Source organism: Curtobacterium sp. NPDC089185 (assembly GCF_040685235.1).
Taxonomy (GTDB): domain Bacteria; phylum Actinomycetota; class Actinomycetes; order Actinomycetales; family Microbacteriaceae; genus Curtobacterium; species Curtobacterium citri.
The window spans coordinates 141,710-163,656 of sequence record NZ_JBFBHK010000001.1 but is presented as its reverse complement, the minus strand read 5'-3'; the positions used below and the strand labels follow the sequence as shown (position 1 = coordinate 163,656).

Annotated in this window: 16 protein-coding genes; 7 read left to right on the top strand and 9 right to left on the bottom strand. The window is 72.6% G+C overall.

Features of this window, described 5'->3' with window-relative positions; all coding sequences use genetic code 11:
- Positions 1-9: 9 nt before the first annotated feature.
- Both AB0N84_RS00755 and AB0N84_RS00750 read right to left on the bottom strand, forming a co-directional pair.
- Positions 10-2,037, bottom strand: a complete 2,028-nt coding sequence (locus tag AB0N84_RS00755) for a M3 family metallopeptidase (RefSeq protein ID WP_363543104.1) — start codon at positions 2,035-2,037, stop codon at positions 10-12.
- Positions 2,038-2,134: 97 nt separating this feature from the next.
- The gene (locus tag AB0N84_RS00750) at positions 2,135-2,713 is read right to left on the bottom strand and encodes a TetR/AcrR family transcriptional regulator (protein ID WP_363543102.1); all 579 of its coding nucleotides are present in this window, start codon (positions 2,711-2,713) and stop codon (positions 2,135-2,137) included.
- A gap of 113 nt (positions 2,714-2,826) precedes the next feature.
- Between AB0N84_RS00750 and AB0N84_RS00745 the strand changes: the two genes are divergently transcribed.
- Together AB0N84_RS00745 and AB0N84_RS00740 are read left to right on the top strand one after the other, a co-directional pair.
- Complete coding sequence (locus tag AB0N84_RS00745; RefSeq protein WP_363543100.1) at positions 2,827-4,113, top strand: histidine kinase; 1,287 nt, start codon at positions 2,827-2,829, stop codon at positions 4,111-4,113.
- Complete coding sequence (locus tag AB0N84_RS00740) at positions 4,110-4,799, top strand: response regulator transcription factor (protein ID WP_363543098.1); 690 nt, start codon at positions 4,110-4,112, stop codon at positions 4,797-4,799. Before AB0N84_RS00745 ends, AB0N84_RS00740 begins: the two co-directional genes overlap by 4 nt.
- Positions 4,800-4,836: 37 nt before the next feature.
- Here the strand turns inward: AB0N84_RS00740 and AB0N84_RS00735 are convergent, their stop codons facing one another.
- Complete coding sequence (locus tag AB0N84_RS00735; RefSeq protein ID WP_069711757.1) at positions 4,837-5,088, bottom strand: hypothetical protein; 252 nt, start codon at positions 5,086-5,088, stop codon at positions 4,837-4,839.
- 74 nt (positions 5,089-5,162) lie between these two features.
- On the bottom strand, positions 5,163-7,754 hold the full coding sequence (gene valS, locus AB0N84_RS00730; RefSeq protein WP_363543095.1) for a valine--tRNA ligase: 2,592 nt from the start codon (positions 7,752-7,754) through the stop codon (positions 5,163-5,165).
- Between the two features lie 225 nt (positions 7,755-7,979).
- Here valS and proP point away from each other — a divergent pair, with 225 nt between their 5' ends.
- Positions 7,980-9,542 (top strand): glycine betaine/L-proline transporter ProP, encoded by a 1,563-nt coding sequence (proP, locus tag AB0N84_RS00725; protein WP_289457632.1) that lies wholly within the window; start codon positions 7,980-7,982, stop codon positions 9,540-9,542.
- Positions 9,543-9,646: 104 nt separating this feature from the next.
- On the opposite strand, the gene AB0N84_RS00720 is transcribed toward proP, so the two are convergent.
- From AB0N84_RS00720 to AB0N84_RS00705, 4 genes are read right to left on the bottom strand one after another with little or no spacing between them, the layout of a single operon-like run.
- Entirely contained in the window at positions 9,647-11,209 is a 1,563-nt protein-coding gene (locus tag AB0N84_RS00720) for an ABC transporter ATP-binding protein (RefSeq protein WP_363543093.1), read from the bottom strand.
- A gap of 53 nt (positions 11,210-11,262) precedes the next feature.
- Entirely contained in the window at positions 11,263-12,138 is an 876-nt protein-coding gene (locus AB0N84_RS00715) for an ABC transporter permease (RefSeq protein WP_363543092.1), read from the bottom strand.
- Positions 12,135-13,229, bottom strand: a complete 1,095-nt coding sequence (locus AB0N84_RS00710; RefSeq protein WP_363543091.1) for an ABC transporter permease — start codon at positions 13,227-13,229, stop codon at positions 12,135-12,137. The genes AB0N84_RS00715 and AB0N84_RS00710 overlap by 4 nt, the downstream gene beginning before the upstream one ends.
- Complete coding sequence (locus tag AB0N84_RS00705; protein ID WP_363543089.1) at positions 13,214-14,857, bottom strand: ABC transporter substrate-binding protein; 1,644 nt, start codon at positions 14,855-14,857, stop codon at positions 13,214-13,216. The genes AB0N84_RS00710 and AB0N84_RS00705 overlap by 16 nt, the downstream gene beginning before the upstream one ends.
- A 31-nt stretch (positions 14,858-14,888) precedes the next feature.
- Here AB0N84_RS00705 and AB0N84_RS00700 point away from each other — a divergent pair, with 31 nt between their 5' ends.
- Complete coding sequence (locus AB0N84_RS00700; RefSeq protein ID WP_363543087.1) at positions 14,889-15,488, top strand: TetR family transcriptional regulator; 600 nt, start codon at positions 14,889-14,891, stop codon at positions 15,486-15,488.
- A gap of 18 nt (positions 15,489-15,506) precedes the next feature.
- Here AB0N84_RS00700 and AB0N84_RS00695 read toward each other — a convergent pair whose 3' ends face one another.
- Positions 15,507-16,538 carry a cation diffusion facilitator family transporter gene (locus AB0N84_RS00695; protein ID WP_069711500.1) on the bottom strand — a complete coding sequence of 344 codons (1,032 nt, stop codon included), beginning with the start codon at positions 16,536-16,538 and terminating at the stop codon, positions 15,507-15,509.
- 242 nt (positions 16,539-16,780) lie between these two features.
- Here AB0N84_RS00695 and ileS point away from each other — a divergent pair, with 242 nt between their 5' ends.
- The 3 genes from ileS to AB0N84_RS00680 are packed head-to-tail and all read left to right on the top strand — an operon-like array spanning position 16,781 to position 21,923.
- Positions 16,781-20,035 carry an isoleucine--tRNA ligase gene (gene ileS, locus AB0N84_RS00690; RefSeq protein ID WP_363543084.1) on the top strand — a complete coding sequence of 1,085 codons (3,255 nt, stop codon included), beginning with the start codon at positions 16,781-16,783 and terminating at the stop codon, positions 20,033-20,035.
- Positions 20,032-21,510 carry a folylpolyglutamate synthase/dihydrofolate synthase family protein gene (locus AB0N84_RS00685; protein WP_363543082.1) on the top strand — a complete coding sequence of 493 codons (1,479 nt, stop codon included), beginning with the start codon at positions 20,032-20,034 and terminating at the stop codon, positions 21,508-21,510. Before ileS ends, AB0N84_RS00685 begins: the two co-directional genes overlap by 4 nt.
- Positions 21,507-21,923 carry a DUF4233 domain-containing protein gene (locus tag AB0N84_RS00680; RefSeq protein ID WP_363543080.1) on the top strand — a complete coding sequence of 139 codons (417 nt, stop codon included), beginning with the start codon at positions 21,507-21,509 and terminating at the stop codon, positions 21,921-21,923. The genes AB0N84_RS00685 and AB0N84_RS00680 overlap by 4 nt, the downstream gene beginning before the upstream one ends.
- The last annotated feature ends 24 nt before the right edge of the window (positions 21,924-21,947 follow it).

Here is a 21,947-nt window from a genome sequence, read left to right as displayed (position 1 = left end):
GCCGCGCGCCTACTCCAGCCCGCGGCGACGCAGCAGCGGGCCGACCTCGGCGTCGCGCCCGCGGAACGCGCGGTAGGCCTCCAGCGGGTCCTGCGCCCCGCCGACGCCGAGCACCTTCGCCGCGAACCGCGCCCCGGCCTCCCGGGACAGCCCGCCGTTCTCGCGGAACCACTCGACGGTGTCGGCGTCGAGCACCTCGGACCAGATGTACCCGTAGTACCCGGCGTCGTACCCGCCCGAGAAGGTGTGCGCGAAGTACGTCGACGAGTACCGCGGCGGCACGGCGTGCACGTCCACCCCGGCGTCCGTCAGGGCCTGTCGCTCGAACGCCTCGACGTCGGTGACCTCGGCTGCTGCCGCCGCGGACAGCCGGTGCCACGCCTGGTCGAGGAGCGCCGCGGCGAGGTACTCCGTGGTCGAGAAGCCCTCGTTGAAGCCGGCCGAGTCGCTCAGGCCGAGCACGAGCTCCGGCGGCAGCGGCGCACCGGTCTCGTGGTGCTTGGCGTAGTTCGCGAGCACCGACGGCCACGACACCCACATCTCGTTCACCTGCGACGGGAACTCGACGAAGTCACGTTCGACGTTCGTCCCCGAGAACCGCGGGTACGTCGTCCGGGCGATGAGTCCGTGCAGCGCGTGCCCGAACTCGTGGAAGAGCGTCTCGACCTCGTCCTGGATGAGGAGCGTGGGGGAGCCCGCCGCCGGCTTCGCCACGTTGAGGTTGTTGACGACGACCGGCAGCGTGCCGAGCAGCTCGGACTGCTCGACGACGGGGTTCATCCACGCGCCACCGCGCTTGCCGTCCCGCGTGTACAGGTCGAGCAGGTAGAGCCCGACCGGTGCGTCGTCGTCCGAACGCACCTCGAAGACCCGGACCTCGTCGTTGTAGCCGTGCAGGTCCGGACGTTCGGTGAACGTCAGCCCGTAGAGCGCGCCGGCCGCGTGGAAGACGCCGTCGCGCAGGACCCGGTCGGCCTCGAAGTACGGCCGGAGCGCCGAGCTGTCCGCGGCGAACTGCTCGCCGCGCAGGACCTCGGTCGCGTACGCCCAGTCCCACGCCTCGACGTCGAAGCCGACGGTGCGGGAGCGGACGGCCCGCTCGTCGTCGGCGTTCGCCGTGGCGGCCGGCACGAGCGACGACAGCAGGCCGTCGACGGCCTCGGGCGTCCGAGCGGTCTCGTCCGCGGTGACGACGGCGGCGTGGTTCGGGAACCCGAGCAGTTCGGCGCGCTCGGCGCGGAGGCGCACGATCCGCAGCAGCACGTCGCGGTTGTCGTGCTCGTTCCCGCGGCGCCCGCGGGAGCGTGAGGCCCGCATGATCCGCTCCCGGAGCCCACGGTCGGTCAGCGACGCGAGCCACGGGTGCCCGGTGTACAGCGGCAGGGTGATCAACCACCCGTCGAGCCCCCGGTCGCGAGCGGCCCCGGCAGCGGCGGACCTCGCGCCGTCGTCGAGCCCGTCGAGCTCCTGTTCGTCGGTGACGTGCACGGCGAGGTCGTTGGTGTCCTCGAGCAGGTTCCGCTCGAAGGTCGTGGTGAGCGTCGAGAGCTCCTGGTTGATCACGGTCAGGCGCTCCTTGCCGGCTTCGTCGAGTCCGGCGCCGGCGAGCGTCATCTCGGCGTGGGTCCGCTCGACGAGACGGCGGTCCTCGTCCGTCAGGTCGGCCCGGTCGCCCAGGGCGGAACGCACCGCGTCGACGCGCGCGTACAGCCGGGAGTCGAGCGTGATCGCGTCACGGTGCGCGGCGAGCAGCGGGGAGACCTCGGCCTCGAGGTCGTGCAGCTCGGGCGTCGAGTCGGCGGAGGACAGGGTGAAGAACACGTGGGAGACGCGCGTCAGCAGCTGCCCGGAGCGCTCGAGCGCCACGAGCGTGTTCTCGAAGGTCGGGGCCTCGTCCGAGGCGGCGATCGCCTCGACCTCGGCGCGCTGCTCGGCCGTCCCGGCGTCGAACGCGGGGCGGAAGTGCTCGAGCCGGACGTCGTCGAACGGCGGGAGGGCGTAGGGGAGGGTGCTCGGTTCGTCGAACGGGGTTGCCATGGTCCCCACACTACGGACGGGAGGAGCGCGGCGGCCCCGCCACGCGCCTCCCGTCCGTCACCTGGTCGCGCGCTCGCCCCGTGGGCCGCGCGGGCCGTCAGCGCGTCGCGGCGTCGATGAGGGTCGCGGCGGCACGGCGCGCGTGCCGCGCCGGTGCGGTGTCGCCCGCGATGGCCGCCGTGGTCTGCGCCCCCTCGGCGAGCAGCGCGAGCTGCGCGGCGAGCTCCTCGGCGGTCTCCGCGTCGGCGACGACGTCGGCGGCCAGCCCGGCGACGTAGCGCTGGAAGGAGTCCTTGTGTGCCCGTGCGATCTCCGCCACCGCGGGGGAGGTCCCGCCGAGCTCCCCGAAGGCGTTGATGAAGCCGCACCCGCGGAACGTGTCGTCGCCGAACCACTGCTCGAGGAAGTCGTACATCACGAGGAGTCGGTCCCGCGGAGCCGTCGCAGCCGCGACGGCCGCGGTGATGCCCTGCTCCCACGTGGCGTGCCGCCCGGCGAGGACCGCGGCGATGAGCTGGTCCTTGCCCGGGAACGCGGCGTAGAGCTTCTTCAGCGAGACGCCGGCACCGGTCCGGATGTCGTCCATGCCGACCGACTGGAACCCACGGGCGGCGAAGAGCGCGTCGGCGGTGGCGCGGATGCGCTCGCTCGTCTCCTGGTCCACGGCGTTCGCCAACGGTCGTCCTCCCGATCCCGTGCGGCGGTCGCTCCGAGCAGACGGGAACGGCCGTTCCCGAGTGTACCGGGGTCCGCTCGCTGCATCGCGACCGCGGTGCATATACTGAACATGTGATATTCCAAGCAGCAGTCGCGACGGGCGCCCTCCCGCGACCCCATCGGTGGATCGAGCGGCTCGTCGATGCCCCGGACCTCCGCACCCGCCGGGTCCTCCGCGCCGCCGCACTGTCGTTCCCCCTGGTCGTGACGGCCTGGAGTACCTGGTACGACGCACTCGCGGCGCGGGAGGCGCCGGACGCCGGGCAGCTGCTGGCGTTCCTCGCGGGCGGGCTGTCGCTGTACCTGGTCCGGCGACTCCCCGTCGTCCCGAGCGTGGTCGCACCCCTCGTGTGGGCCGCCACCGGGTCGTGCTCCTTCGTGATGGTGATGGCGGTCGTGCTCGGTGCCCGCCGTCCGCGGGGGTGGCTGCTGGTCCTCGGTGCGTACACGGTCCTGCACCCGCTCGGCCTCGTCCCCGTGCCCTGTTCGTTCCGAGCCGGGCACGTCGCGCTCCCCGAGGAGACCGCGCCGCTGCTCGGGGTCGTCCTGCCCGCGCTGGTCGGCGGTGCCGTGGGGGAGGCCTCCCGGTTGGTCGCGCTGCGTGAGGACCGCCTCCGGCTCGCCGCCGAGGTGGCCGCCGCCCGAGCGGCCGACGTCGTCGCGCACGAGCGGCTCCGCCTGAGCCGCGACATGCACGACCTCGTCGGTCAGAACGTCAGCCGGATGACCCTGCACGCGAGTGCGATCGCCGCGCGCAGTGCCGACGCCGAAGCCCGGTCGCTGGCGACCAGGATCGCGGACACGGGCGCGGACCTCCTGGAGGACGTGCACTTCGTCGTCGGACTCCTGCGCGACGGCGCGGACGGCGCGGACCGCGCGACCGGCGCGGACGCCGCTGACGGCGCCGACGGCGCCGACGGCGCGCACGTCGCGTCGTCGAGCGGCCCGGACATCGGGACCGGTCCCCGCGCACGGTCGTCCCGCTCGTGGCAGGAGTCGATCGACGCGGCGGAGCGCGACGGCACCGTGGTCCGCCGGCACGGACCCGCGGCCGGCCCGATCGCCCGGACGGCCGGGGTCGACGACGCATCGAGCGCCGTCCTGGACGCCGTGCTCGCCGAGGCCCTCCACAACGCGACGAAGCACGCCCCCGGGGCGGCGGTGGACGTCCGCGGCGAGATCTGGCCCGACCTCGTCCGGGTCCTGGTCGAGAACCCCGTCACGGACCACGCACCGGCACTGCCGAGCGGGGGCCACGGACTGGCGGTCGCGGCGGAGCGCGCGGCGTCGGTCGGCGGACGCGTGACGCACGGCGTCGTCGGAGAGCGCTTCCGGGTGACCGTCGAGGTGCCCCGGTGATCCGTGTCCTGCTCGTCGACGACGACGCCGACGTCCGGGCGAGCATCCGGCTCGTGCTCGAGTCCGAGCCGGACATCGTCGTGGTCGCCGAGTGCCCGGACGGGGAACGCGGGGCGGCGGTCGCCCGTCGCCTGCGGGTCGACGTCGCACTCGTGGACCTCCGGATGCCCGGCGGACCGGACGGCATCGCGACGACCGGGCTCCTGCGGGCGCTCGAGGTCCCGCCCCGCGTGGTGGTGCTCACCGCCTTCGAGCACGACGACGCGGTGCTCCGCGCGCTCGAGGTCGGCGCGTCGGGGTTCCTGCTGAAGGGGGCTCGCCCGCACGAGCTCGCGGCCGCGGTTCGGGACGTCGCGGCCGACCGCTGCGTGCTGGCACCGGCGGTGGCGTCGGCGGTGGTGGCCAGGGCGGTGACCCGCCCGACGCCGACCCGCCCCACGGTGGTCGGCACGACGGCGGTCGCGGACGCCGGACCGGGGGTCGACGACGACCTCGCCGACCTCACCCCGCGGGAGCGGGAGCTCGCGGTCGCCGTCGGCGAGGGGCTGACGAACGCGCAGATCGCCGCGCGGCTCGGCGTCACACCGGCCTCGGCCAAGACCTACGTCTCGCGGCTCCTCGACAAGCTCGGTCTGCAGAACCGGACGCAGTTGGCCATCACGGCCCACCGCGCCGGGCTCGTCTGACCCACGGAGCGGAGGGACCCCGGGCGGACCGCCCGGCTCAGTCCTCCTCCGGCGCGTCGTCCGGGTTCGTCACCTGCGCCCGCCCCGCGGCGTCGAGGTGGATCGACGTGCCGTCGTCGAGCTCGACGACCGGCTTGCCCTCGAGGAAGGTGAGCGTCCACCGCCAGGTCGACGCGTCGACCGACTCGGCCGCCAGCTCGTCCTCGACACCGCGCACGGCGACGACGACCGTCTCCGGCAGTCGCGACGGCGGCTCCCCACCCACGTTCCAGCGCGTGCCCAACTGCATCCGTGCCTCCAGTCCGTCCCGATCCGTCGTGTCGCAGGCCGGACCGCGGACGGTCCGGCCTGCTCCCCGTGACGCTACGCCTGCTGCTCGGCGAGCTCGATCTCGGTGACGGCGAGCTCCTCGCCGTCCGTGAACGACAGGTTCTCGATGCGCCCGACCGCCGCCAGGTCGACCGCCGCACGCTCGATGAGCGCCCGCTGCTCGGCCGGGGCCGACACGACGGCGCGCGTCACCGGCGTCTTCTGCGAGGCCTTCGCGGTGGTCTTCGCACCGCGGATGCCGATGAGCGCCTGCCCGACGGCTGCCAGCAGACCCGTCGGAGCGGCCTGCGTCGGCAGCTCGGCCGTCGTCGGCCAGGAGGCGCGGTGCACGCTGGTCTCGTGGGTCCAGGCCCACACCTCCTCCGTCGCGAACGGGAGGAACGGTGCCAGCAGCCGCAGCAGCGCGTCGATCGCGGCGCGCAGCGCCAGGACCGCGCTCGCTTGCGTCTCGTGCGTCGCGTCGGTCGCGGTGCCGTAGGCGCGCTCCTTGACGAGCTCGAGGTAGTCGTCGCAGAAGGTCCAGAAGAACCGTTCGATGACCTCGAGCGCGCGGGCGTGGTCGAAGCCGTCGAAAGCCGTGGTGGCCTGGTCGATCACGCTCGCCAGCTCGGCGAGCATGTCGACGTCGAGCGCCTCGGTCACGCTCGTGGCCCCGCTCGGGAGCTCGAACCCGTAAACGAACTTGGCGGCGTTGAGCACCTTGATCGCCAGGCGTCGGCCGACCTTGATCTGCTTCGGGTTCTGCGCGTCGAACGCCGCGTCCGTGCCGAGCTTCGACGAGGCCGCCCAGTAGCGGACCGCGTCCGCACCGTGCTGCTCGAGGATCGACAGCGGCGTGACGACGTTGCCCTTCGACTTCGACATCTTCTTGCGGTCGGGGTCGACGATGAAGCCGGAGATGCTCGCGTGCTTCCAGGGTGCCACGTCGGCCTCGAGCTGGCTGCGGAGCACCGTCGTGAAGAGCCAGGTGCGGATGATGTCCTGCGCCTGCGGGCGGACGTCGTACGGGAACACGAGGTCGTACAGCGCCGGGTCGGTCTCCCACTTGCCCGCGAGCTGCGGCGTGAGCGACGAGGTCGCCCACGTGTCCATCACGTCGAGCTCGCCCTGGAAGCCGCCGGCGACGCCGCGCTGGGACTCCTCGTAGCCGGGGGCCGGCTCGGATGCCGGGTCCACCGGGAGCTGGTCCTCGGTCGGGACGATCGGCTGGTCGAACACCGGGTTGCCGTCGGCGTCGAGCGGGTACCAGACCGGCAGCGGCACGCCGAAGAAGCGCTGGCGCGAGATGAGCCAGTCGCCGGACAGGCCGCCGACCCAGTTGTCGTAGCGGACGCGCATGAAGTCCGGGTGGAACGCGATCTCCTCGCCGCGCCGGTGGAGCGTGCTGCGGAGCTGCTCGTCGCGGGCGCCGTTGACGATGTACCACTGGCGGGTCGAGACGATCTCGAGCGGCTTGTCGCCCTTCTCGAAGAACTTCACCGGGTGGTTGATCGTCCTGACGTCGCCGACGAGTTCGCCGGACTCGGTGAGGGCGTCCACGAGGACCTTCTTCGCCGAGAACACAGTCTTGCCGGCCATCTCGGCGTAGAGCTCCTTGCCGCGGGCGGACTCGATCCAGGTCGGCTCGTCCGAGCGCACGCGGCCGTCGAAGCCGATGATCGCGCGGTTCGGCAGCTGGAGCTCGCGCCACCACACCACGTCGGTGGTGTCACCGAAGGTGCAGACCATCGCGATGCCGGCGCCCTTGTCCTGCTGCGCGAGGTGGTGCGCGAGCACCGGGACCTCGACGTCGAACAGGGGAGAGCGGACGGTCTTGCCGAACAGGTCCTGGAAGCGCTCGTCGTCCGGGTGGGCGACGAGGGCCACGCAAGCGGGGAGCAGCTCGGGGCGGGTGGTCTGGATGACGACGTCCTCGCCGCCGTCGGTGCGGTGGAACGCGAGGCCGTGGTACGCGCCGGGCATCTCCTTGTCCTCGAGCTCGGCCTGGGCCACCGCGGTGCGGAACGTGACGTCCCAGAGCGTCGGGGCGTCGGCCTGGTAGGCCTCGCCGCGCTCGAGGTTGCGGAGGAAGGCACGCTGCGCGCTCGCGCGGGAGGTGTCGTCGATGGTCCGGTACGACTGCGTCCAGTCCACGGAGAGGCCGAGCGTGCGGAAGAGGTGCTCGAACTGCTGCTCGTCCTGCACGGTCAGGCGCTCGCACAGCTCGATGAAGTTGCGGCGCGAGATCGGCAGCTGGTCGGCGGCCTTGGCGGACTTGCCGTCGCCGCCCTCGAACGGCGGGACGAACGCCGGGTCGTACGGGAGCTGCGGGTCACAGCGGACGCCGTAGTAGTTCTGCACGCGACGCTCGGTCGGCAGGCCGTTGTCGTCCCAGCCCATCGGGTAGAAGACGTGCTTGCCGCGCATGCGCTCGTACCGGGCCTTGAGGTCGGTGTGCGTGTACGAGAACACGTGGCCGATGTGCAGCGATCCGGAGGCGGTCGGCGGCGGGGTGTCGATCGAGTACACCGCGTCCTTCGTCGCGCTGTCGCGGTCGAAGCGGTAGGTGCCGTCCTGCTCCCAGACCGGGCCCCAGACCTGCTCGAGTCCGTCGACGGTGGGCTTCTCGGGCATGGGCTTCGACATGGCGGGGCCTTTCGATCGATGTGTGCGGCACCGAGTCCGTGGTGAGGTGCCTGAGTGACACGCAGGACGTGCGTGGTGAGCACATCGTAGCGGGCCGTCGCGTCGGAGCGCTCCATCTGCTAGGCTGTCGGAGTTTGTCCGGCGGACGCGGTTTCCGTCAGGACTGCACAGTCGCTCTCCGCCGGACGCCCGAAGGCAAGACACAGCACTACCGGAGGAACGAACTTGGCACCGAACGAATCCCACCAGCACGGCGATCGGCCGTTGCGCACGAAGGCCGCCGCGAAGCGTGCACGCCGCAAGCTGACCGAGGACGACGTCACCGTCGTCGAGGAGTCGCTGCTCAAGCGTGCCGTCGCCGCCGCGGCACTCGGCAACGCGATGGAGTGGTTCGACTTCGGCATCTTCGCGTACCTGACCGTCACGATCTCGAAGGTGTTCCTGCCCGAGGGCGACCCGACGTCGAACCTCGTCGCGACCTTCGGCTTCTTCGCGGCCGCGTTCATCGTGCGTCCGATCGGCGGTGCCGTCTTCGGCCCGATCGGCGACAAGATCGGCCGCCAGAAGGTCCTCGCGCTGACCATGATCCTCATGGCCGCCGGCACGCTCATGATCGGCCTCATCCCCTCGTACGACACGATCGGGTTCTGGGCACCGGTGCTGCTCCTCGTCGCACGCTTCGTGCAGGGCTTCTCGACGGGCGGTGAGTACGGCGGCGCCGCGACGTTCATCGCCGAGTACTCGCCGGACAAGCGCCGCGGGTTCATGGGCTCGTGGCTCGAGTTCGGCACGCTCGCCGGCTACGTGCTCGGCGCCTCGATCGTCACGGCCCTGCAGTACGCCCTCCCCGAGGACTCGTTGCTCAGCTGGGGCTGGCGCATCCCGTTCCTCGTCGCGGGCCCGCTCGGGCTCATCGGCCTCTACCTGCGCCTGAAGCTCGAGGAGACTCCCGCGTTCCAGAAGCAGCAGGAGCAGGCGGCCGAGCGCGAGTCGCAGAAGACGCCGTTCCTCAAGCTCTTCGCCGAGAACTGGCGGTCGCTCCTCATCTGCATCGGTCTGGTCCTCGTGTTCAACGTGACCGACTACATGCTGCTGTCGTACATGCCGACCTACCTCGAGACGAACCTCGGCCAGAACGCGACGTTCGGCCTGATCCTCATCGTCATCGTGATGATCCTCATGATGGTCGTCATCACCTTCGGCGGCCGTCTGTCCGACAAGTTCGGTCGACGTCCGGTCCTCGCCGCGGGCTGCATCGGCTTCATCCTGCTGTCGTGGCCGGCGCTCAAGCTCGTGCAGTCCGGCACCGGTGCCGGCGTGTTCTTCGGCCTGCTGATCCTGGGGCTCGTGCTCGTCACGTTCACCTCGACCATGCCGTCGACGCTCCCGGCGCTCTTCCCGACGATCATCCGCTACGGCGCCCTCGCCATCGCCTTCAACGTCTCGGTCTCGCTGTTCGGTGGCACCACGCCCCTCGCGACCCAGGCGCTCATCGCCGGGGCGAAGGACGCCGGCCTGTCGTGGGCCGAGGACATCCCCGCGTTCTACCTCATGCTCGCAGCCGTGATCGGGCTCGTCGCCGTGTACTTCACGAAGGAGACGGCTGCGACGCCGCTGATGGGTTCCGGCCCGACGGTGGCGCACGAGGACGAGGTCGCCGGCGTCATCGAGGACTACAACGACCCGAGCTCGGAGCTCGCACAGTCCGACTGGGCGAAGGACTTCTCGACGAGCGAGATCCCGATCATCTCGGGCGACGCCCCGAAGCAGGAGACCACCGGCTCGTAGCCGCGTCGGCGGCCCGTCCACGAGACTCGGCCCTGCGGACTGTTTCGTGACGGGGGACCCGCGAAACCGTCCGGGGGGCCGAGTCTCGCGTCGGCTGCAGCTGCTCAGACGCCGGCGGTCAGGCGGGCGGAGGCCGTGAGCAGCCGCTCGGTCGCCGGGTGCTCGGGTGCGTCGAACACGCGGGACGCCGGCCCCTGCTCGACGACCCGGCCCTCGTGCACGACGAGCACGTCGTCGGCCATCCGGCGCACCGCCCGGAGGTCGTGCGACACGAACAGCATCGCGACGCCGGTCTCGTCGCGGAGTCGCTCGAGCAGCGTCAGCACGGCGTCCTGCACCGTCGCGTCCAGGGCCGTCACGGGTTCGTCGAGCACGACCACCTCGGGTGAGCTCGCCAGCGCCCGGGCGATCGCGAGCCGCTGCCGCTGCCCGCCCGACAGCGTGCGCGGGGGACGGGAGCGCAGCGCTGGGTCCAGCCCGACCTGCCGGAGTGCCGCGCCGACCCGGTCGGCGAGCGCACCGGTCGCCCGGCGTGCACCGCCGTCCGTCAGGGCGTCGGCGAGCACACGCTCGACCGTCCACCGCTCGTCGAACGTCGCCCCGGGGTCCTGCACGACGGCGGCCACCCGGTGCCGTCGGTCCCGGCGCTCCCGTTCGGGCAGCGGCACCCACGGTCCACCGTCGAGCGTCACCGTGCCGGCGTCCGGGGTCTCGAGCCCGAGCAGCATCCGCGCGACCGTGGTCTTGCCGGAACCGGAGGCACCGATCACCCCGGTCACCCGACCCGGACGCACCGCGACCGCGAGGTCCTGCACGGCGGGGACCCCGTCGAACACGCGGGTCAGCCCCACGCCGTCGAGCACCGGCGGGCTGTCCGTCGCCGGAACCGGGGCCCGGGAGCGGTCGGCGCCCGAGCGCGCAGCCCGCACCAGCGCCCGTGTCGCGGGGTGCGCGGGCGCGTCGAGGACCGCCGCGACCGGGCCGTCCTCGACCACCGTGCCGTCGTCCACGACGACCACGCGGTCCGCCCACCCGGCGACGAGGCCGAGGTCGTGGGTGATGACGAGGAGCCCGGCACCGCGCTGCTGCGCCGCCCGCAACTGCTCCATGACGGTCACCGCGACCGCCGCGTCGAGTGCGGTGGTCGGTTCGTCCGCCACGACGAGGGCCGGCGAGGCCACGGTCGCCGCGGCGATGAGCGCCCGCTGCCGCATCCCGCCCGACAGCGTGCCCGCGAGCCGCCCGTCGGTGGCCAGCGCCGGGTCGAGCCCGACGGCCGCCAGCGCCGCGCGCACCGCCTCGACCCGGTCGGTCGCCCGCAGGTCGGTGTGCAGGCGCAGGGCGTCGGCGACCTCCCGACCGACGGGGCGGAGCGGGTCGAGGGCGCCGAGGGCCTCCTGTCCGACGTAGCCGACGGTCGAGCCCCGGAGCCGCCGCCACCGGCGTTCGGACAGCCCGCGGACGTCGGTGCGGTCGAGGTCGAGCCGATCCGCGCTGACGACCGCGCCCGGTGCCGACAGCCCGAGCGCCGCCCGGGCGGTGACGGTCTTCCCCGACCCGGACGCGCCGACGAGGGCGACGCACTCGCCGGCGTCGACGTGCAGGCTGACGTCGTGCACCAGCGTGGCACCGCCGATCGTCACGGTGAGCCCGCTGACGTCGAGCACGCGAGCGGTCGCCGTGTGCTCTGAGCCTCCCGTGCGCTCCGCGCCTCCCGTGTTCACCGTGCGGCCCCCGCTCGTCGCACCGCGCGTCCGAGCACCGTCACGGACGTGGCCAGGACGACGATCGCGAGCCCGGGGAACGTGCTCATCCACGGCGCGGTCAGCAGGTAGGTGCGACCGTCCGCGAGCATCGCGCCCCACTCCGGCGCCGGCGGCGGCGTCCCGACACCGAGGTAGCTCAGCGCCGAGGCCCACACGACCGCCTGCCCGACCCCGAGGGTGGCGACGGCGACGACGGGCCAGAGCGCCGGGGGCAGCACGTGGCGGAACAGGATCCGACCGGGCGGGCGTCCCTGCAGCACGGCCGTCTCGACCACCTGCGAGGACCGCGCGGTGCGGACGAGTGCGCGGACGATGCGTGCGTAACCGGGTGCCGTCGCGAACCCGACCGCCAGCGTCGCCGGCACCGGTCCGGGCCCGGTCACCGCGATGACGACGAGCGCGACGAGCAGGAGCGGCAGGGCGAACGCCACCTCGGTGAGCCGACCGACCACCGCGTCGACGAGCCGTCCACCGAGGCCCGCGACCGTGCCCAGCACGACACCCGTCGTGCCGCCCACCAGGGTGGCCACCACCCCGACCACGAGCGACGCGCGCGTGCCGGCGACCACCCGCGTCAGGACGTCGCGTCCGGACTCGTCGGTGCCGAACGGGTGCGCCCCGCTCGGCGCGGCCAGGGCGTCCGCCGGGTGCACTGCGAGCGGGTCCCCGCCGCCGAGCAGCGACGGCCAGACGGCCGCCACCACCGCGACGGCGACGACGACCGCGGCCACCAGCCCCGCCGGCCCGAGCGTCCCCCCACGAGACCGCTCGGACCGTGCCGTGGCCGGCGTCGCACCGGCCTGGAGGCCCGGGTCGGCGATGCCGCTCACCGTGCGCCCGTCCCGTGGTGCGTCCCGACGGGTACCCGGCCCCGCCGGCGCGTCGCGGTCCGTCCGCCGAGGCGGCCGCCGACGGGGGCGCCGGCCCGCGGGTCGACCAGACGCTCGACGAGGTCCGCGACGGCGAGGACGACGACGTACGCAGCGGCGGACACGAGCGCGATGCCGACGACGAGCGGCATGTCCCGCTGCGTGACCGCGGTCACCAGGGCACGGCCGATGCCGGGCAGCGCGAACACCGACTCGACGACGACCGCGCCGGACACCAGCGACCCGAAGGCCCAGGCGGACAGGGCGATGCCGGGCAGTGCCGCGTGCCGCAGCAGGTGCCGACCGAAGAGTCCCGCGCGCGACTCGCCGCGACCGCGGGCGGCCAGGGCGAACGCCGAGCGCTGCGCGTCGACCACGCCGTCGCGCACGGTCTCGGCGAGGTACCCGGCGACGGGGACCGCGACCGTGAGCACGGGCAGCACCCAACCTCGGACGGACCCGTCCGAGACCGCCGGCACCCAGCCGAGTGCGCTCGCGAAGACGACGATGAGCACGCTGCCGAGCCAGAAGTGCGGGACGACGCTGGCCGTCACCGTGATCGCGCCGGTCAGGGCGGCGGCGACGCGGCCGCGCTGGGTGGACCACCACGCGGCGGCGATCGCGAGCACCCAGGCGACGACGAGCCCGGCCACGGCGAGCGTCAGCGTCACCGGGAGCTGCTGCGCGAGGAGCGTCGACACCGGGGTGCGGAAGGCGTAGGAGTCGCCGAGGTGCCCGGTCGCGAGTCGGCCGAGGAACACCGCGTACTGGACGAGCACCGGCCGGTCGAGCCCGTACTCCCGGCGGACGGTGTCGACCGCCTCGGCCGAGGCCTGCGAACCCGGACCACCGAGGATCGCGAGCGCCGGGTCACCGGGAACGAGCCGGATCGCGACGAAGACGATCGTCGCGACGGCCCAGAGCACGCCGACGCCGCCGGCCACCCGGCGGAGGCCCCACAGGACCCATGCCGAGCCGACGGCGGACCGGTGCTCGCGTGTCGGACGCAGGGGGTGCCTCCCGGCCGGTGGGCTCGTCAGCGCGCGATCCACGCCGTGCCGAACCACGGTGTGGAGACCGACGTGGTCTCGATGCCGTGGACGGTCGACCGGTACAGGAAGTGGTTCTGCTGGTCGTAGAGCGGCAGCACGGTGCCGCTGGCGAGGATCCGCTGCTGGGCCTGACGGTACAGGTCCCCGCGCTCGTCGGCGCCGGCGGTCGCGGCCGCACGCTGCAGGAGGTCGTCGACCGTCGGGTCGTCGAGCTGCGCGAGGTTCGCGAAGTAGCCCGACGGCGCCGGCGTGATGCTCGCGCTGTCGTAGAGGATCCGGAGGACGTCGGGGCCGACCTTCGTGTACGGCGCACTGACGACGTCGTACTCGTTCGCGGCGAGCGCGGCGTACCAGCTCGACAGGTCGAGCTCCTCGAGCCGGACGTCGAACCCGACGGCCTTCTCGGAGGCTTGGACCTGCTGGAACAGGCTGCGTTCGGCGGGCACGGACTGGTTCGTCGACACCGGGAAGGTCACGGTGAGGCGCTCGCCGTCCTTCTGGCGGATCCCGTCGCTGCCGACCTTCCAGCCGGCCTCGTCGAGCAGGCGCTCCGCGGTCGTGGGGGAGTACTCGAACAGCGCCGGATCGGAGTACCCGTCGGGCTCGACGCTCGACAGCACCGAGTACGAGCGCTTCGCGGTGCCGAGGAACAGGCTCTGGAGGCCCGGGTCGATCTCGGCGCCGGCGATGAAGGCCTTCCGGACCGCTTCGTCGCGGAACACCCCGTGCCCGGAGTTCAGCTCGAGGCGGTTCGAGGCGCCGGGGCGCGGGGCGTCGAGGTCGCGGATCGCGCCCTTGGTGGACGCGGCCTTCAGCTGGTCGGGCTGGGCGTTGTCGATGACGTCGACCTGGCCCGCCTGCAGCGCCGCGTAGCGCGAGGTCGAGTCGGGCAGGAAGCGCCAGGTGATGCCGTCGAGGCGGGGCTCCGTCGACCCGGAGAGCGGCGTGTACCGGGTGTTCTTCGCCAGGGTGACGCGGTCACCGTGCTGCCACTTCGTCACGGTGAACGGCCCGGTGCCGACCGGGGACTCGCAGTTGGTCGCCTGCGGACGCTCGAGCGCCTTCGGGGACTCCATCCCGACCCACGGCTGCGAGAACGACTCGAGCAGCGCGCTGTCCGGACGGCTCAGGGTCAGCGTCACCGTGTGGTCGTCGGTCGCGGTGGCCTTCGTGATCGACTGCAGGGCGAGGTAGCCCGTGCTCGACGCGGTCGTCGGGTCCTGCACGTGCTCGATGTTCGCGACGACGGCGGCCGCGTCGAACGGGGTGCCGTCCGAGAACGTGACGTCCTTCCGCAGGTCGAACGTCAGGGTCCTGCCGTCGCCGCTGGTCTGCCAGTCGGTCGCGAGGGCGGGGCTCGGCCGGCGGTCGCGGTCGAGGCTCGTGAGCGTCTCGATGTACTGCGTCGACAGCAGGGCCTGCGGGTAGTTGCCGCCGACGTGCGGGTCGAGGCAGGTCGGCTCCGCATCGCCCGAGGCGTACGTGAGGGTGCCGCCGCTGACCGGCGTGCTGTCGGAGGTGGCCGCGCCGCCACCGGTGCAGGCGGTGAGGGCCAGCAGGACCGCGGAGGCGCCCGCGGCGGTGAGGAGGGCGCGGGCGCGTGATTTCTGTACTCGGTCCAAGATCATGGCGCGTCGAGTCTAGCGGTTTACTGAGGGCATGGACGAGACGATGCGCCGCGGTGGCCGCCCCCGACGCTCGAGCGCCGGGGTGCTCGCCGACGCGGCGGCCGAGCTGTTCCTCGAGCAGGGCTACGGACGGACGACGGTCGACCACATCGCCGCCCGGGCCGGCGTCAGCCGTGCGACCTTCTTCAACTACTTCGGCGCCAAGTCCGACGTGCTCTGGCTCGAACTGGACGCCGCGGTCGCCGACGTCCCCGCGTTCCTGGCTGCGTCGACCGAGCGGAACCCGGTGCGCGCGGTGGAGGAGGCGCTCGTGGCGGCCGCCCGGGCGCACGACCCGGAGCGCGTGCCGTGGGCGATCGCGCAGGCCGAGGTGATGGACATCGGCACCGAGCTCGTCGCGAGCGTCGCCGCGCGGGTGATGGCGCAGCACGGGGCGGTGTCGGCGTTCGTCGGTTCCCGGACGGGGGAGCGCCCGACGGCGCTCTGGCCGCAGACGGTCTCCGGAGCGCTGCTCGGGGCGGCCGCAGCGGCGTTCGGGGTCTGGGTCGCCGACGGGGTCGGGCGACGCTCGCTCGTGGAGTACGTCGGCGCGGCGCTGACACCGGTCGCGGCGGGGCTCGACGCGCGCTGACCGGGCCGCGGTCGGGCCCTACGCCCGGAGCGTGCCCGCGCCGCCGGACGCGACGTCCTCGACCGTGCCGTCGCGGACGATCGCGGGGACCTCGCCGTCCCCGCGCGCCGCGAGCGACGCATCGCCCGGGATGCTCAGCGTGAGCACCGCCTCCTCGATGTACTGACTGGTCTCCAGGGACTCCTCGACCCGGCGCAGCCGCACGGCGACGTGCTCCTCGTCCTCGTTGCCGGTCAGGTCGACGGCGGCGACGAGGAACACCCGTGACGGTCCGACGAACTCGAGGTGCAGGTACGTGACCCGCTCCACCTCGTCGCGGCGGAGCAGCTCGGTGAGGACGGCGTCCTCCAGCTCGGGCGAGGTGGCCTCGCCGACCAGGAAGCGGCGGTTCCGCTCGATGAGGACGATCGCGACGACCCCGAGCAGCAGCCCCACCGCGATGGAGCCGATCGCGTCGAACACCGCGAGGCCGGTGACCTGGTGGAGGAAGACCCCGAGGAACGCGATGACGAGACCGACGAGCGCGGCGGCGTCCTCGGCGAAGACGGCCCGGAGCGTGGGGTTCGACGACTGCAGCACGTGCCGGAGCACCGGGACGCGGCGCTTCGTGGCGGCACCGTGCGCCTGGCGGTAGGCCTGCAGGAAGCTCGTGCCCTCGAGGACGAACGCGATCGCCAGCACGACGTAGTTGAGGACGACGTCCTCCGCGGGACCGGTCTCGCCGAGCTCGGTGATCCCGTGCCAGATCGACACGACGGCGCCGGCGGTGAAGAGGCCGAACGCGGCGAACATCGACCAGATGTAGGTCTCGCGGCCGTAGCCCAGCGGGTGCTTCCGGTCCCGTTGCTTCGCACCCCGGCGTTCCGCCACGAGCAGGAAGACCTCGTTGCCGGTGTCGGCCCACGAGTGCGCGGCCTCGGCGGTCATCGACGCCGACCCGGTGAGCATGGAGGCGACGGTCTTGGCGACGGCGACGAGCAGGTTGGCGGCGAAGGCGATGACGACGGTGAGCAGGGACTCCGGACGGTCCTGCTTCTCGGACGAGGGCATCGCTCCAGCATGCTCCGACTCTTGTAGACTCGTCCCACCAGGCGTCGAACCGGCCATCACCGGGGAGCCTCCGGCAGAACGCGGCAGCACCACCGCCGTCAGTAGACCCGGGCGGACCGGACCGCACCCCATCCGGCGAACGAGCGGTCGGTCGCAGCGCGAGCAGCGGCCGGCAAGCGAGGTGGTACCGCGGAGCACGCTCCGTCCTCGTGGCAGACGACCCCGACCACAGGAGCCATGCGGTGCGCTACCCCTTGAACTCGAACGCCGACGGCGTCACGCCCTCGCCGAGCTTCCCCGCCGTCGAGCAGGGGATCCTCGCCTTCTGGAAGGGCGACGACACCTTCCAGGCGTCGATCGACCAGCGCGAGGGCTGCACCGAGTGGACGTTCTACGACGGCCCGCCGTTCGCCAACGGCCTGCCGCACTACGGTCACCTGCTGACCGGCTACGCGAAGGACGTCTTCCCGCGCTACCAGACCATGCGCGGCAAGCAGGTGCACCGCCGGTTCGGCTGGGACACCCACGGCCTGCCCGCCGAGCTCGAGGCGATGCGGCAGCTCGGGATCACCGAGAAGCACGAGATCGACGACATGGGCGTCGACGTCTTCAACGCGGCCGCCAAGAGGTCCGTGCTGCAGTACACCGACGAGTGGCAGGCGTACGTCACCCGCCAGGCGCGCTGGGTCGACTTCGAGGACGACTACAAGACCCTCGACGTCACCTACATGGAGAGCGTCCTGTGGGCGTGGAAGCAGCTCTGGGACAAGGGCCTGGCGTACGAGGGCTTCCGCGTCCTGCCGTACTGCTGGAACGACCAGACCCCGCTGTCGAACCACGAGCTCCGCATGGACGACGACGTCTACAAGATGCGTCAGGACCAGTCGGTCACGGTGTCGTTCCCGCTGCAGGGTGCCCGCGCCGCCGAGCTCGACCTGACCGGGGTCCGCGCCCTCGCCTGGACGACGACCCCGTGGACGCTGCCGACGAACGCGGCGCTCGCCGTCGGTCCGGAGATCGCGTACGCGGTCGTGCCGGCCGGGCCGGGAGGCGCGGCTGACGGTGGCGACGCCGGTGCGGCCCGGTACCTCCTGGCTTCGGACACCGTGGCGGCCCACGCGAAGGACCTCGGCTACGAGTCGGCCGACGAAGCGATCGCCGCCGTGCTCCGCACGGTCGCCGGCGCCGAGCTCGACGGCGTCGAGTACGAGCGGCTGTTCGACTTCCTGGCCGATCAGGAGGGCTACGAGAACGCCTGGCGCGTCCTCGTGGCCGAGTACGTCGAGACCGGCGAGGGCACCGGCATCGTGCACCAGGCCCCGGCCTACGGCGCCGACGACCAGGAGGTCTGCGCGGCCGCCGGCATCCCCGTCGTGCTGTCCCTCGACGAGGGCGGCGTCTTCACCGCGCAGTTCGGTGACGTCGCCGGCATGCTCTGGTCGGATGCGAACAAGCCGCTGACGAAGGCCGTGCGCGACATGGGCCGTCTGCTGCGCCAGGCGTCCTACGAGCACAGCTACCCGCACTGCTGGCGGTGCCGCAAGCCGCTCATCTACAAGGCGGTCTCGTCGTGGTTCGTCCGCGTCACGGAGTTCCGCGACCGGATGGGCGAGCTGAACCAGGACATCAACTGGGTGCCGGACAACGTCAAGGACGGCCAGTTCGGCAAGTGGGTCGGGAACGCCATCGACTGGTCGGTGTCGCGCAACCGCTACTTCGGCACGCCGATCCCGGTGTGGGTGTCCGACGACCCGGCGTACCCGCGCCAGGACGTCTACGGCTCCCTCGAGGAGCTCGAGCGCGACTTCGGCCGGCTGCCGCTGAACGCCGACGGCGAGGTCGACCTGCACCGTCCGTTCATCGACGACCTGACCCGCCCGAACCCCGACGACCCGACCGGGCAGTCGACGATGCGCCGCATCTCGGACGTGTTCGACGTCTGGTTCGACTCCGGGTCGATGCCGTACGCGCAGGTGCACTACCCGTTCGAGAACCGCGAGTGGTTCGAGGAGCACAGCCCCGCGGACTTCATCGTCGAGTACATCGGGCAGACCCGGGGCTGGTTCTACGTCATGCACGCGCTGTCCACGGCGCTGTTCGACCGCCCGGCCTTCCGGAACGTCATCAGCCACGGCATCGTGCTCGGCTCGGACGGCCAGAAGATGTCGAAGTCGCTCCGGAACTACCCGGACGTCTCCGAGGTCTTCGACCGCGACGGTGCCGACGCCATGCGCTGGTTCCTCATGTCGTCGTCGGTCATCCGCGGCGGGAACCTCGTCGTGACCGAGGAGGGCATCCGCCAGGGCGTCCGCGAGTTCCTGCTCCCGCTGTGGTCGACGTACTACTTCTTCACCCTCTACGCGAACGCCTCGGGCGACTCCGGGTACCAGGCCACCCGGCGCACCGACAGCACCGACGTGCTCGATCGGTACCTGCTCGCGAAGACCCGCGTGCTCGTCGCCGACGTCACGACGCACCTCGACGCGCTCGACACCCCGCTCGCGGCCCAGGCCGTGCGCGACTTCGCCGACGTGCTGACGAACTGGTACGTCCGGCGTTCGCGCGACAAGTTCTGGCTCGGCGCGGCGTCCTCGCCCGAGGCGCAGGCGGCGTTCGACACGCTCCACACCGTGCTCGAGACGCTCACCCGCGTCGCCGCGCCGCTCGCTCCGCTCGTCACCGAGGAGGTCTGGCAGGGCCTGACCGGCGGGCGCAGCGTGCACCTCGAGGACTTCCCGTCGCCCGACGAGTTCCCGGCCGACGACGCCCTCGTCGCCGCGATGGACCGCGTGCGGGACGTCGCCTCGAAGGGCCTCGCGCTCCGCAAGGCGACCGGGCGTCGCGTCCGGCTGCCGCTCGCCACGCTGACCCTCGTGGTGCCAGACCCGACCGCGATCGAGCCGTTCGCGGACATCCTGCGCGACGAGCTCAACGTGAAGCGGGTCGTGCTCGAGCAGCAGGAGGAGTCCTCGCTCGGCCGCTACGGCATCGAGCGGAAGCTCACCGTCAACGCCCGTGCCGTCGGTCCCCGGATCGGCAAGCAGGTGCAGCAGGTGATCCCGGCCGCCAAGCAGGGCGACTGGGTCGCGACCGAGTCCGGCGTCACCGTCGGCGGGGTGGACCTCGTCGAGGGCGAGTACACGCTCGACCTCACCGTGGCGGACGACTCCGTCGCGGTGGCGTTCCTCGACGGCGGCGGCTTCGCGGTGCTCGACACCGTGACCACGCCGGAGCTCGAGGCCGAGGGGCTCGCCCGCGACGTCGTCCGCGCCGTGCAGCAGGCCCGCCGCGACGCCGACCTCGACGTCAGCGACCGCATCGCCCTGACCCTCCGGGTGTCTGCCGGCGCCGAAGGCCCGGTCCGCGAGCACGAGCAGCTCATCGCGGGGGAGACCCTGTCGACGAGCGTCGAGGTGACCACGACGACGTTCGCTCCCGGCGAGGGCTCGGACGTCGGCGACGGTGCGAAGGTGTCCGTGGAGGTGGCACGCGCATGAGCGACAGCAACGCGTACGACGACCACGACGACCCGACTGGGGACGGCATCGAGATCCCCGTCGGCCCGTCCGGCGACCAGACCCCGGCCGAGGCCCTGCCGTACGGCGGGGACGACGACGAGGTCCGGCGCGTCGAGGCGGCCCTGTACGCCCGGATCGGCGAGCAGGCCCCCGAGCGCCGGCTGACCGCGACCCGACGTGCCGTCGAACTCCTCGGCGACCCGCACCTGGCGTACCCGGTCATCCACGTCACGGGGACGAACGGCAAGACGTCGACCGCCCGCATGACCGAGAGCATCGTCCGCGCGCACGGGCTCCGGACGGGCCTGATGACGAGCCCGCACCTGGTCTCGATCCGCGAGCGCATCGTCATCGACGGCGAGCCGATCGCGCCGAGTCGGTTCGTCGAGAACTGGGACGACATCACGCCGATCCTCGCGATGACCGACCAGGAGCTCACCGACCGGGGCGAGCAGCCCCTGACCTTCTTCGAGGCGCTCACCGTCCTCGCCCTGGCGTGCTTCGCCGAGGCGCCGGTCGACGTCGCCGTGATCGAGGTCGGCATGGGCGGGGAGTGGGACTCCACGAACGTCGTGCAGAGCCAGGTGCAGGTGATCACGCCCGTCGCGATCGACCACGCCAAGCAGCTCGGGTCGACCGTCGCCGAGATCGCCCGCACGAAGTCCGGGATCATCAAGCCGTCGTCGTCCGTCGTGTCGAGCGCGCAGACGCCCGAGGCGCTCGCGGAGCTCGAGCGTGCGGCCGAGCTCACCGAGTCGACGCTCGCCGTCGAGGGCACCCGGTTCTCGGTCGTGTCGGACACCCCGGCGGTCGGCGGCCAGCTCGTCACCGTGCAGGGCATCGCCGGCCGGTACGACGACCTGTTCGTCCCGCTGTTCGGGCAGCACCAGGCGCACAACGCCGCGGTCGCGATCGCCGCGGTCGAGTCGTTCCTCGGTCGCGGGTCGCAGGCCCTCGACGAGGACGTCCTCGTCGAGGGCCTCGCCGCGGCGACGAGCCCCGGTCGCCTGCAGCCGATCGCACAGGAGCCGACCGTCGTGGTCGACGCCGCGCACAACCCGCACGGGGCCCGCGCCCTGGCCGAGGCGCTGCCGGTCGCGTTCCCGTCGGAGCACGTCGTCGGCGTCGTCGGGATCCTCGGCGACAAGGACGCCCGCGGCTTCGTCCGCGCGCTCAAGGACACCGTGCAGACCTTCGTCGTCACGCAGCCGCCCGGCGACCGCGCCCTGGACGCCGACGCGTTCGCGCGCGTCGTCGTGGCCGAGGTCGGCGAGGACCGCGTCGTCGTCGAGCCGTCGCTCGAGCAGGCGCTGCAGGAGGCGCGCGACCTGGCGGACGAGGCGGACGCCGAGGACGCCCTCGTGCTCGTCGCGGGGTCCATCGTGATGGTGGGCAAGGTCATGGACCTGGTCCACGCGGAGGGGCTGCGTCCCGGGGGAGGCGAGGCGGAGTGACGGACGCACCACGGGCCTCCCGGCCGGGCCGCCAGCCGCGCGTGCGGAAGCCGCGTCAGCAGCGCGGTGCCCGCGAGAGCCTGCTCGCCATCACCCTCGGACTCGAGGCCGTGATGTTCTTCTTCCCGATGCTCGTCGTGTACGGGAAGGGCACGCTGCCGCCGCTCGCGGCGTTCGGCGGCGGGATCCTCGCGATCATCGTCCTCGCAGCTTCCTCACGCCTGACGGGCAAGCCGGCCGGTGTATGGTTCGGGTGGCTGCTGCAGGCGGCCATCCTCGCCACCGGTTTCATCGAACCGTTCATGTTCGCGGTCGGCGCGGTGTTCCTGGCGCTGTGGGTGTTCTGCTTCGTCAAGGGCGGTCAGCTCGACCGGCAGAACGCCGCGTTCCGAGCCGCGCAGGGCGAGGACTGACGACCACCGAACCACAGGAGAACT

Coding starts and splice junctions, on each gene's coding strand:
- AB0N84_RS00755 (WP_363543104.1), bottom strand. CDS start 2,037: ATGGCAACCCCGTTCGACGAACCGAGCACCCTCCCCTACGCCCTCCCG.
- AB0N84_RS00735 (WP_069711757.1), bottom strand. CDS start 5,088: ATGCAGTTGGGCACGCGCTGGAACGTGGGTGGGGAGCCGCCGTCGCGA.
- valS (WP_363543095.1), bottom strand. CDS start 7,754: ATGTCGAAGCCCATGCCCGAGAAGCCCACCGTCGACGGACTCGAGCAG.
- AB0N84_RS00705 (WP_363543089.1), bottom strand. CDS start 14,857: ATGATCTTGGACCGAGTACAGAAATCACGCGCCCGCGCCCTCCTCACC.
- AB0N84_RS00700 (WP_363543087.1), top strand. CDS start 14,889: ATGGACGAGACGATGCGCCGCGGTGGCCGCCCCCGACGCTCGAGCGCC.
- AB0N84_RS00695 (WP_069711500.1), bottom strand. CDS start 16,538: ATGCCCTCGTCCGAGAAGCAGGACCGTCCGGAGTCCCTGCTCACCGTC.
- AB0N84_RS00685 (WP_363543082.1), top strand. CDS start 20,032: ATGAGCGACAGCAACGCGTACGACGACCACGACGACCCGACTGGGGAC.